The following is a 12589-nucleotide window of genomic DNA, read 5'->3' on the forward strand; positions in this document are numbered from 1 at the left end:
CGACCGATGTGGAATATTAGCGAACTTCCGAACAAACTGAATATAGACCTTACCCGCCTGCACGACTTGCTCGTGTACGACCCGCACGCGCCGATGATATTCAGCAGCGGCATTTTCCTGTGGCTGTTTGCCGCCTTTATCGTGTTCTACCTGCTTTTGCAGCGTCGTACCACCGCCCGCCTGATGTTCGTAACCCTGTTTTCTTACTACTTCTATTATAAAAGCAGCGGTACGTATTTCTTTCTGCTCGCCATCGTTACGGTGAGCGACTTCCTCATAGCCCGCCTTATGGCGCATGCCACTGCGCGTTGGCTGCGTAAAACATGGGTTTTCCTTAGTTTGACAATCAACCTGGGATTGCTGTGCTACTTTAAATATACGAATTTCCTGGGCGACTTCTTTGCTTCGCTGACGGGCGGCACGTTTACCGCCATGGACATATTCCTTCCCGTGGGCATATCATTCTTCACTTTCCAGTCGCTGAGTTACACGATTGATGTGTATCGCAAGGAGATAACGCCCCTCACCAATCTGCTGGACTATGCGTTCTACGTATCTTTCTTCCCGCAGTTGGTGGCAGGGCCTATTGTGCGCGCACGCGACTTTATCCCGCAAATCCGCCGTCCGCTGTTCGTCTCCGGAGAGATGTTCGGCAGGGGCGTCTTCTTGATTGTAAGCGGACTGTTCAAGAAAGCGGTTATCTCGGACTATATCAGCATCAACTTTGTGGAGCGCATCTTCGATAATCCGACTTTGTATTCGGGCGTGGAAAACCTTATGGGCGTTTACGGCTATGCGCTCCAAATCTATTGCGATTTCTCCGGGTACAGCGATATGGCTATCGGCATTGCCTTGCTGCTGGGCTTCCATTTTAATATGAACTTCGATTCGCCTTATAAGTCGGCATCCATTACAGAGTTTTGGCGTCGTTGGCATATTTCGCTTTCCAGTTGGCTGCGCGATTATCTCTATATCTCTTTGGGCGGCAACCGTAAAGGTAAGATACGCCAGTACGCCAACCTTATTATCACCATGTTTCTGGGCGGTTTGTGGCATGGGGCTTCCTGGAATTTCGTCTTTTGGGGCATGTTGCATGGCGTTGCTTTGGCAGCCCATAAGTTCTGGATGGGCATTACCGGCAGGAAGAAAGGCGAACGCAGTCATGGCATCCGCCGTTTCTTTGGCATCGTTATCACGTTCCACTTCGTTTGCTTCTGTTGGATATTCTTCCGCAATGCCGATTTCTCCACTTCGCTGGATATGCTGAGGCAGATATTCACTACTTTCCGTCCCGGACTTTTCCCGCAGCTGGTGGAGGGGTATTGGGAAGTGTTTGCCTTGATGGGGCTCGGTTTCTTCCTGCATTTCGTTCCGGACAGTTGGGAGCATGCTTGCAGCAAGGCGGTGGTTCGTCTGCCGTTGGTAGGGAAGGCGTTGCTGCTGGTTGCCATGGTCTATCTGGTTATTCAGATGAAGAGTTCGGAGATACAACCGTTCATTTACTTCCAGTTCTGAGAAGTGCAGAAACTAAAACCCGCTTACTTGAGTAACTGTTTTGATTCTTTTTGTCAGGTTTTCTCAGAAGTCTGATTTGAAAATTCATCTGATAGGGTAACTCATCAGATTGGTTAATTAAGCAGATTTGATGATTCATCCGACCTGACAAAACCTAAGCCTGAAAGGCTTTTATCATATAGCCCGGGGTAACACCCCGGGTATAAATGTTCCCGGTATTCTGCGCCCTGTAAGGGCAGAATCATTGAATATTAGCCTTTTGCCCTTACAGGGCGCAATATTAATGGTATTCATATACCCGGGGTGTTACCCCGGGCTATATGATAAAAGGCTTTCAGCCTTAGGTTACTCCATTATTAACTTCCGATTCTCATTATTGAGAAACTATTTGGATGCCTTCCTCTTATTCCACTACGATTTCATCAATGAACAGGAACGGTATTCTCCCTTCTCCCGGATGTCCTTTGGGCAGGGCGGGCGTACGCTTAATCAGTACCTTGACATAGCGTGCTTTTACGGGTTCAAAGGTAATCCCGTAGCTCTCCACCGCTTTCTTGCGGCTGTCCGTTTCGGCCGGGAAGTCTTTGCTTGCCACTTCACGGAAACTCTTATTATCGTCCGACACTGATACCGTCAACCCCGTACATCCTGCAATCCAGGCGCTCATATCTACTACGGCATGGGTAGCGACACGTTTTATTTCCGGTAATCCGGCAGTGTTCCCGGCAGTTGCATTTCCGGTCGGTGAGCCGAGGTCGATGACGGCTGTCACATCTCCGTCTATAAAGCCAATCCAGTCGCCCGTGGCATAGTTGTCGTTGCCGCTCATGCCGTCTACCAGAGTGGCGGCACCCTTAAAGGCATATTTCGGAGCGGGCTGCGTGCCTGTTAACTCAATCGGCCGGAAAGTGGCTTTATTGAAATCGATGCTTCTTGCTATCACCTTGCTTCTCCCTTCGGGACGGATGGCGACGGCACGCAGGTCGGCGGATTGCCGGGTCACTATTCCGGTTCCGTTGTACCGCTGCGAGGCTGTGGTGGGTTCGGTGCCGTCCAAAGTATAGTAGACGGGGGCATTGTCGATGGTGTGCAATGTGGTCACCACGGCTCCGTTACCCTCTTCGGTTTCCTCTTGGGTCGTGGTGAATTCGGCCTGGATGTCGAATATATGCTTGGCGTAGTTCATGCCGTCCCGTTGATATAGCTCCATGAGGCGAGGCAGGCGTTTGGTGAAGTCGGCGTAATCTTTCTTTTCGGGCTGCGTCCACTGCACTTCGGCAAGGGCGGCCATACGCGGCAGTACCATATACTCTACATGCTCCGTTGTGGCGATGTATTCCGTCCACAGGTTGGCCTGTGCGCCGAGGATATGCTTGGTCTGTTCGTCGGTGAGCGAGGCGGTAGGGTCGAGGCTGTACACTTTCTCCACCGGTACGTAACCTCCTATGCCGAGGGGTTCGTCTTTGGTATCGGCGGTTTGGAAATAGTCGAAGTAGCAATATACGTTGGGCGTCATAATCACGTCGTGTCCCAACCGGGCGGCTTTGATGCCGCCGGATGTGCCGCGCCAGGACATAACGGTGGCGTTCGGCGCCACGTCACCTTCCAGAATCTCATCCCAGCCGATAATCTGCCGTCCTTTGCTGTTGAGGAACTTTTCGATACGTGTCATGCAGTAGCTTTGCAGGCGGTCTTCGGCCGTATGCCGTTTGTCCGCTTTCAAGCCTTCCGCTTGGATGCGCGCCTGACATTTGGGACACTTCGCCCAGCGGGAACGGGGAGCTTCGTCGCCGCCGATATGTACAAACCTGGAAGGGAATATTTCGGTGATTTCCGCCATTACGTCTTCGAGGAACTGCATGGTCTTTTCGTTGCCGATGCATAATACATCCTCAAAGATGCCCCAGTCGGGAGATACTTCGTACGGTCCGCCCGTACATCCCATATCGGGGTAGGCGGCTAAGGCGGCAAGCATGTGTCCGGGCAGGTCTACTTCGGGAATCACGGTGATGTAACGCTCTTGCGCGTACTTCACAATCTCTTTGGCTTGTTCCTGCGTATAGAAGCCGCCGTACGGGGTGTTGTCGTATTCCCCGCTTCTTGCTTTGCCGATGACGGTGCGGTTGCGCATGGAGCCGATTTCCGTCAGCTTCGGATATTTCTTTATTTCGATTCGCCAGCCCTGGTCGTCCGTCAGGTGCCAGTGGAAGGTATTCATGTTGTGCAGCGCCAGCAGGTCGATATACTCTTTTACGAATTCGAGAGGGAAGAAGTGCCGGCATACGTCGAGATGCATGCCGCGGTATGCAAAGCGGGGTTCGTCTTTGATGTTGCCTGCCGGTATCGAGATATCGGCTCCCTGCGCTGCGGCGGGGATGGATTTCCGTAATGTCTGGCAGCCGTAGAATACGCCGTTCTCTGTCCGGCCGTTGATTCGGATGCCTTCGGAAGTTGTTGTCAGCGTATAGCCTTCTTTGTCGGCAATGTCCGCGTCGAGGCCTAAGCCGATCGCGTTCTTCACCGTTTCGCCCTCTTTCAAGGCTTTTACCCGGGGCGCATATCCGGTGGATTGACGGATGTATCCGGACAGAAATTCCGCATTGCGTTTCAGCAAGGCATTGCCTTCGGGGTAGGTGATGGAAACGCTTTTGCTTAATAGGAACGGCTTTTCCTGTGTCAGACTGACCTCTTGGGGGAGAGGAATTACTTGGTAATCGGCTTCTTTCTCCGCCCGGCACGAAGTGCATGCCAGGGCTACGACGCCTGCAAGGAGTACGTGGTTAAGTTTTGTCATCATAGATTTGATTGGTTTTTAATAAGTTTCCCACAAATATATGGAAAAAAACACTTATGGACGGAACTCAGCCACGCTTTTCTTCATCATGCCTTTTTGGCCCGGAACGCCTTGGGCGACATGCCTGTGTGTTTCTTGAAGAATCGCCCGAAGAATGACTGGTCGGGGAAACGGTATTTTTCAGCTATCTCTTTCAGCGACAGTCCGGTGGACTGCAAAGCCACTTTGAGCTCCAGTATAAGAAAGTCGTCTATGATTTCTTTGGCGGTTGTCTTTCCCATTTCTTTGGTGATGGCGGAGAGATACCGGGTGGATATGCAGAGTTGTTCGGCATAAAACGCGACGTCCCTCTGGGTGACGCAATGCGTATGTACCAGATTAATGAACTTTTTGAACAATTCATCTTTCCGGTTGCTTCCCTCTATCTGTTCCTGTGTAAAGAGCCGTTGCACCTTGTCGTACGTATCCAAAAAGAATATCTGGAGCAGGTTTTGGGCGATGGTTTGTTGAAAACGGTTGGCGGAATCTTTGTAAATTGCATTACTGGCTTCAATAAGTCCCGTTATGGAACGCAAGGCTTCTTTTTCCGTATGAGTATAGCAGGCATTCTCCTTCAGAAAGTGGATAAACGGCGGGTCGAGGCGGAAGCAGGCAGCCTTGAACATCTCGTCCGAATAGGCAAAATAGTGTATCCGGAAGTCCTTACTCGCCGATGTGAGGGAGAAGATGGAGTTGGGTAATATCATTATGTTTGTATTGGGAACGATGTGGTAGCGTTCCAAATCAATCGTGATATCCGCCTCTCCGCTGATGCAAAACATAAGCGCTCCATTGGGCAATTTGATGAGACGTTTGTAAAAAAACTCCAGATTGTCCGTTCCGGCTCTGAACGGTTCTGCTTGGGTTGTCAATAGTGGATTCATCTTTTCTGATAGTCGTTGATTTACGTCGGCAAATGTACCGGTTCTTTTTGGTTTATTAAATAGTCTGTTCCGAATTTGAACAATCGCGTACGTCCTATGAACTGAGTTTTTGTTCAGAAACGGCATACCTTTGCCCCCGACTTTCAAAGTTATCAGTAAATCACTTTTAAGATAAAAAGAGTATGACAACAAAAAAGAGTATGATGAAACAGATGATAACCGTCATCTGCAGTGCAACATTGGCAGCCTGCGGCAACGCTCCTGCCGTACAAACCCGGTCGGAATATCAGGTGATGGATATCACTATATCCGACAAAGAATTGCAAACAACTTATTCGGCGGCTATCCGCGGACGACAGGACATCGACATTTACCCGCAGGTGTCGGGAACGCTCACCCGGCTTTGTGTGGAAGAAGGGCAGGCTGTGCGCAAGGGACAGATATTGTTTATCATCGACCAAGTGCCGTATATAGCGGCTCTGCGTACTGCCGAGGCTAATGTGGAGGCGGCAAAGGCCGGTGTGGCGACTTCCCAACTGACATACGACAGCAAGCGGGAACTCTATGCCCAGAAAGTTGTTTCCGAGTTCGATTTGAAGACATCCCATAACAGTTTGCTGAGTGCCAAAGCGCAGTTGGCGCAGGCGGAAGCCCAGCGGATAAACGCCGCCAACAACCTTTCGTATACAGAGGTGAAAAGTCCTGCCGACGGGGTGGTCGGCACATTGCCCTATCGGGTGGGAACGCTGGTCAGCTCCGGTATGCCGAAGCCGCTGACAACCGTTTCGGACAATTCCGATATGTACGTTTACTTCTCCATGACGGAGAACCAGATGCTGGAACTTACCCGCCGGTACGGTTCCAAAGACAAGGCTTTGGCGGAGATGCCTGCCGTCAGCCTGCAACTGAACGACCGTTCCACCTATCCTCAGGAAGGAAAGATAGAAACGATAAGCGGTGTAATCGACACTTCCACGGGTACGGTAAGCCTGCGCGCCGTCTTTCCCAATAAGGACGGATTGCTTACGAGCGGCGGTTCGGGTAATGTCATTGTTCCCCTAAAGAAAGAGGACTGCATCGTTATTCCGCAGGCGGCCACCTACGAACTGCAGGATAAGGTGTTCGTCTACAAGGTTGTGGACGGCAAGGCGCAGTCCGCTCCCGTACAGGTGACGCGCGTCAACGGCGGGCAGGAATATATCGTAGAGAACGGTTTGCAGGTAGGCGACGTGATTGTCGTCGAAGGTGTGGGACTGTTGCGCGAGGGTACGCCTGTCGTGGCTAAGCCGGCATCGGATAATCAACAGGTAAAGGAGGGATAATCTTATGAATCTTAGAACATTTATAGAACGCCCGGTTCTTTCGGCGGTCATTTCCATCACGATTGTCATTCTGGGCATCATCGGTTTGTTTACGCTCCCTGTGGAGCAATATCCGGATATTGCGCCGCCTACCATCATGGTGAGCACCACCTACTACGGTGCGAGCGCCGAAACTCTTCAGAAGAGTGTAATCGCTCCGTTGGAAGAGGCTATAAACGGTGTAGAAGACATGACTTACATGACTTCTACCGCCAGTAATGCGGGTACGGTGTCCATTACCGTTTACTTCAAACAAGGTACGGACCCCGATATGGCGGCGGTCAACGTGCAGAACCGTGTTTCCAAGGCTACGGGACAGCTCCCCGCCGAAGTAACGCAGGTGGGCGTAACCACCAGCAAGCGGCAGACCAGTATCTTGCAGATGTTCTCCCTGCACAGCCCCGATGACTCTTACGACGAGAACTTCCTTGCCAACTATATCAGTATCAACCTGAAACCGCAGATTCTCCGTATCTCCGGCGTGGGCGATATGATGATTATGGGCGGTGATTACAGTATGCGCATCTGGATGAAACCCGATATCATGGCGCAGTACAAGCTGATACCTTCGGATGTGACGGCGGTACTGGCGGAGCAGAATATCGAGTCGGCCACGGGTTCGTTCGGCGAGAATTCGGACGAGACCTACCAATACACGATGAAATATACGGGACGTCTCATCACCCCCGAAGAGTTTGGCGATATCGTTATCCGTTCTACGGAAGACGGTGAGGTGCTGAAGCTGAAAGATATTGCCGACGTGGAGCTGGGCAAGGATAGTTATGCTTATAAAGGTACCATGGACGGTCATGCAGGTATCTCTTGCATGATATTCCAGACGGCGGGTTCCAATGCGACGGAGGTAAACAGGCAGATTGACGAGCTGTTGGAAGAAGTGAGCAAGGATTTGCCGAAAGGGGTGGAGCTTACTCAGATGATGTCCAGCAACGACTTCCTGTTCGCGTCCATTCACGAGGTGGTAAAGACGTTGATTGAGGCTATTCTTCTGGTTATTCTGGTGGTATATGTTTTCTTGCAGGACATCCGTTCCACGCTGATTCCGTTGGTGGGTATCATCGTGTCGCTGATAGGCACGTTCGCTTTCATGTCGGTGGCGGGTTTCAGCATCAACCTGATTACGTTGTTCGCGCTGGTTCTGGTTATCGGTACGGTGGTGGACGATGCCATCGTTGTGGTGGAGGCGGTGCAGGCACGTTTCGACGTGGGGTATAAGTCCTCTTATATGGCAAGTATCGATGCGATGAAAGGTATCTCGAATGCCGTTATCACATCCTCTCTGGTGTTCATGGCCGTATTTATTCCGGTGTCGTTCATGGGCGGCACGTCCGGTACGTTCTATACGCAGTTCGGTTTGACAATGGCGGTGGCGGTAGGTATCTCGGCGGTGAATGCCCTTACCCTGAGTCCGGCTCTTTGCGCTTTGTTGCTGAAGCCGTATATCAACGAGGACGGTACGCAGAAGCAGAATTTTGCCGCCCGTTTCCGTAAAGCGTTCAATGCCGCGTTCGATATTCTTGTGGAGAAGTATAAGAAGATTGTGCTGCTGTTCATCAAACGCCGCTGGCTGTCGTGGTCGCTGCTGGCATGTTCCGTTGTATTGCTGGTGTTCCTGATGAATACCACCAAGACGGGTCTGGTTCCCGATGAAGACCAGGGAGTGCTGTTTGTCAATGTGAGCACCGCGCCGGGCAGTTCCCTGAAAACCACTAACGACATAATGGACCGTATCGAGCAACGCTTGGAAGGTATTCCGCAGAAACTGCACTTGCAGAAAGTGGCGGGTTACGGTCTGTTGTCCGGGCAGGGCAACTCCTTCGGTATGATTATCCTCAAGCTGAAGCCGTGGGATGAGCGTACGGACGATGAAGACCAGGTACAGGCTGTTATCAACCAGATTTATGCCCGTACGGCGGACATCAAGGATGCAACCGTTTTTGCCATTGCTCCGGGTATGATTCCGGGCTACGGTATGGGTAACGCTCTCGACCTGAACATACAAGACAAGCAGGGGGGGGATATCAATACCTTCTTCCGGACCACCCAGCAATATCTGGGCGTGCTGAACCAGCGTCCCGAAATCTCCATGGCCTACTCTACGTTCGATGTGCGCTATCCGCAGTGGACGGTGCAGGTGGACGCTTCCAAATGCAAGCGTGCGGGCATTACGCCCGACCAGGTGCTGGCTACGCTCTCCGGTTACTATGGCGGGCAGTATGTATCCAACTTTAACCGTTTCTCCAAGGTGTACAAAGTAATGATACAGGCCGACCCGAAATTCCGTATGGACGAGGCGTCGCTCGACAATGCTTTTGTGCGTATGTCCAATGGCGAGATGGCGCCTTTGAGCCAGTTCGTTTCACTGACACGTTCGTATGGCGCGGAGTCGTTGAGCCGTTTCAATATGTTCAACTCCATTGCGGTGAATGCCATGCCTGCCGAGGGATACAGTACGGGTGACGCTATCCGTGCCGTACAGGAGACTGCGGCGGAGGCGCTTCCCAAAGGTTACGGTTACGACTTTGGCGGCATCACCCGTGAGGAAAGCCAGCAGAGCGGCACCACGGTTATCATCTTCGGTATCTGTATCCTGATGATTTACCTCATTCTGAGTGCGCTCTACGAGAGTTTTATCGTGCCGTTTGCCGTAATCTTCGCCGTTCCGGTAGGTTTGATGGGCAGCTTCATGTTCGCCAAGCTGATGGGATTGGAGAATAACATCTACCTGCAGACGGGTTTGATTATGCTGATCGGTTTGCTTGCCAAGACCGCTATCTTGCTGACGGAGTATGCTGCCGAGCGCCGCAAGGCGGGTATGGGGCTTATCGCTTCGGCTGTCAGCGCCGCCAAAGCCCGTTTGCGTCCTATCCTCATGACCGCGCTCACCATGATATTCGGTTTGCTGCCGCTGATGGTGGCCACCGGTGTGGGTGCCAACGGTAACCGTTCGCTCGGTACGGGAGCTGTGGGCGGTATGGTAATCGGTACGCTGGCATTGCTCTTTATTGTTCCCGCCCTGTTCGTTACCTTCCAATGGCTGCAAGAGCGTCTCCGTCCTGCACAGGCCGTACAGACGCAGGATTGGCAGATTGAGGAGGAAATGGAAGTGAGCAAGCACGAGATAGAAGATGCGCATAAATGATAATATTAAGACCATAACAATGAAGATAAAACTCATAACTTTATCCGTCTCCTGCCTGTTACTGAGCAGTTGCGGTATCTATACCACCTATGAACGCCCTTCCGATATCAATACCGACGGGCTATACGGACAGGATTTGAATGAAGAGGCCGTTGCCGTTGATACTGCCTCTATCGCATCCTTGTCCTGGCGTGAGTTGTTCACCGATTCACATCTGCAGACGCTCATCGAACACGCTTTGCAGAGTAATACCGATTTGCTTTCAGCCCAACAGCGTATCAAGGAAGCCGAGGCTACTCTTTCTTCGGCGAAGTTGGCTTATCTGCCCTCGTTTATGCTCACTCCCCAGGGCGGTGTCAGCAGTTTCGACAAGTCGAAAGGTTCATGGACTTATACCGGTATCGCTTCCGCCAGTTGGGAAATCGACATTTTCGGTAAGCTGACGAATGCCAAACGCCGTTCCAAAGCTCTCTATCTTCAGAGCCTGGAGTACGAACAAGCTGTCAGTACTTCCCTGATAGCCAATGTCGCCAATCTTTATTATACCTTGCTGATGCTCGACGAGCAATACCGTATTTCCGAGGAAACCGCCGTCAACTGGCGCGAAAGCGTACGTACCATGCGTGCCATGATGGCTGCCGGTATGACGAATGAAGCGTCCGTCTCCCAGTCCGAAGCCAACTGCCGTCAGGTTGAGGCTTCCTTGCTGGACTTGAAGCAGCAGATTAAGGAAGTGGAGAACAGTCTTTCCATTCTTCTTGGAGAAGTGCCGGGTGGGATAGAGCGCGGTCACCTTGCCGGGCAGGACTTTCCCGAAGATTTGACGGTAGGGGTGCCTTTGCAGCTCCTTTCCTGTCGTCCGGACGTAAAGAGTGCGGAACTTTCTTTGGCGTCTGCCTTTTACAGTACCAATGCGGCACGTTCTGCGTTTTATCCGTCCATCACGTTGAGCGGTACGGCAGGCTGGACAAACTCTGCCGGAAATATGATTATCAATCCCGGCAAGTTGTTGCTTTCCGCTGTGGGGGCATTGACGCAACCTCTGTTTAATAAAGGCTTGAACATTGCACAACTGAAGATAGCCAAAGCCCAGCAGGAAGAGGCGAAGCTCGCCTTTCAGCAGGCTTTGCTCAATGCGGGCAGTGAGGTGAATAACGCTCTTACGCAGGTGCAGACCGCACGCGGCAAGACGGAGTTGCGTACCGGACAGATTACTTCTTTGGAAAATGCCGTTCGTAGCACACAGCTTCTGATGCAGCACGGTACTTCCACTTATCTGGAAGTTCTCACCGCGCAGCAGTCTTTGCTGTCTGCGCAGCTGACGCAGGTAGCCGATCGCTTTGATGAAATACAGGGAATTATTAATTTGTATCAGGCGCTTGGCGGCGGAAGAGATTAACCAATAGTAGTTTTACATACTCTCTCTCGTTTTTATTCTCTCACCCCTTCGCTTTTCCGGGTCTCTCGGAAGTGAAGGGGTTCTTTTTGTTTTTTCCGCTTTTGTTTGTTTTCTTCTACTACTACTCTGTTGTTGCGGCTTTTCCTCTGTTGCTTTCTTTGACTTTTTCTCATAAAAAAAGGCTATCTCTCCCAGACAGCCAATCTTTTTTTGTTAACCTTAAATCTAATACTATGAAAAACACACTGCAAAGATACTTCTTTGTCCGTATTCTCCAAACTTTTGGGAGCAATCCTTTCTTTTTATAACATGCTTTAGCTGCGTGATATTTCTGTTAACATTTAACATAATACCCGTTTCCCCTTTAACTTATACAACACCCGGCCGTTGATACAGGCCACTGGCGTATAGGCATGGACTCTGACGGTTTTATGGTGATTGGCGTCCTGCATGGCCAATGATGTCCGGCCGCACGAGTGAACTGGTCTGTTGATAGAGCTTATAGGTCAAGTCTCATCACGGCTCTAAGCAAGGGAAGGCCATGCCTGACTGTACATGCCATACAGTTCTTTGAAGGAGATGGATATGCGGCAAACTAATCTTACCCCGCCCGTGTTCTTTTCGTACCACGGCTGTTGTATGCAAAGAACACAGGTGAAGTAATTAAGTACCACTGCCGTGGTACGAATAGTTCTTTATATTTTTGTTTCTTACTCCCGTTGACATCGGTGTTTGCCTTTCCGCTATTTCAGAACTGTTCTTCCTTGTTTCTCAATAAACCATTTGAGGCTTATTGAAAAGCGTGCATTTCTAAGGGTGTACCCCATCGTATACGCGCCCGCCTACGTGCCCGCATGTACGTGCGCATATATTATAATGTGTCCCTTTCTTTCATCAGCCTGTTCCCTGTTCTGTTTTATGTTCTATAACACATTTACTAATCAGCGAGTTAGGAAAAAGTTTCAAAAATATTGGGAAAAATTGAAAGATATATTTGGTGCGTATTCTAAAAAGCTCTACTTTTGCATCCGCTTTCGAGAACGGGAGCAGCGTTTGATTGACATTCTGACAGAAACGGAGTAAGAACCCTTACTTTTTTCTTCCTTAACCGGTTGGTTTCTTTCGAAACTTTCCCCTTTAAAAAGAAAAATGAAAAAAACTTCCGAAAACATTTGGAAGATATGAAATAAAGTTCTTACCTTTGCACCCGCTTTCAAAAAGGAAGCAGCGTTGATTGAAATACTTTTTTTAAAGCCGGGCGGTAAAGACAACCTTTTCTTAGTTCTCCCTTTCGCAAGAGAGTTGTTTTGAATGAGAAAAGAATTTTAAAAAAAACTTCCGAAAACATTTGGAAGATATGCTTAAAAGTTTTTACCTTTGCATCCGCTTTTGAAAAGGAGCATTCTTCAAAAAGAAGCGATCTTTGAACAGATTTAC

Annotated in this window: 7 protein-coding genes; 4 read left to right on the plus strand and 3 right to left on the minus strand. The window is 50.3% G+C overall.

Features of this window, described 5'->3' with window-relative positions:
* The first annotated feature begins 6 nt into the window (after nucleotides 1–6).
* Entirely contained in the window at nucleotides 7–1515 is a 1509-nt protein-coding gene (locus I2F54_RS02600) for an MBOAT family O-acyltransferase (RefSeq protein WP_087412054.1), read from the plus strand.
* A gap of 403 nt (nucleotides 1516–1918) precedes the next feature.
* On the opposite strand, the gene I2F54_RS02605 is transcribed toward I2F54_RS02600, so the two are convergent.
* Both I2F54_RS02605 and I2F54_RS02610 read right to left on the minus strand, forming a co-directional pair.
* Nucleotides 1919–4309 (minus strand): glycoside hydrolase family 20 protein, encoded by a 2391-nt coding sequence (locus I2F54_RS02605; RefSeq protein ID WP_195500459.1) that lies wholly within the window; start codon nucleotides 4307–4309, stop codon nucleotides 1919–1921.
* 86 nt (nucleotides 4310–4395) lie between these two features.
* Complete coding sequence (locus I2F54_RS02610) at nucleotides 4396–5232, minus strand: helix-turn-helix domain-containing protein (protein WP_039950826.1); 837 nt, start codon at nucleotides 5230–5232, stop codon at nucleotides 4396–4398.
* A 182-nt stretch (nucleotides 5233–5414) separates the two neighbouring features.
* On the opposite strand from I2F54_RS02610, the gene I2F54_RS02615 reads away from it, so the two are divergent.
* From I2F54_RS02615 to I2F54_RS02625, 3 genes are read left to right on the plus strand one after another with little or no spacing between them, the layout of a single operon-like run.
* Nucleotides 5415–6554, plus strand: a complete 1140-nt coding sequence (locus I2F54_RS02615; protein WP_195500444.1) for an efflux RND transporter periplasmic adaptor subunit — start codon at nucleotides 5415–5417, stop codon at nucleotides 6552–6554.
* A 4-nt stretch (nucleotides 6555–6558) separates the two neighbouring features.
* Nucleotides 6559–9753: an efflux RND transporter permease subunit gene (locus I2F54_RS02620; protein WP_195500445.1), complete on the plus strand. Its 3195-nt coding sequence runs from the start codon at nucleotides 6559–6561 to the stop codon at nucleotides 9751–9753.
* A 19-nt stretch (nucleotides 9754–9772) separates the two neighbouring features.
* On the plus strand, nucleotides 9773–11152 hold the full coding sequence (locus I2F54_RS02625; RefSeq protein ID WP_195500446.1) for a TolC family protein: 1380 nt from the start codon (nucleotides 9773–9775) through the stop codon (nucleotides 11150–11152).
* 1213 nt (nucleotides 11153–12365) lie between these two features.
* On the opposite strand, the gene I2F54_RS16155 is transcribed toward I2F54_RS02625, so the two are convergent.
* Nucleotides 12366–12589, minus strand: a 224-nt coding sequence (locus I2F54_RS16155) for a hypothetical protein (RefSeq protein ID WP_338083435.1), incomplete at its 5' end; no start/stop codon positions are given.

Origin of the sequence: Bacteroides clarus, assembly GCF_015555825.1 — a bacterium.
Taxonomy (GTDB): Bacteria; Bacteroidota; Bacteroidia; order Bacteroidales; family Bacteroidaceae; genus Bacteroides; species Bacteroides clarus.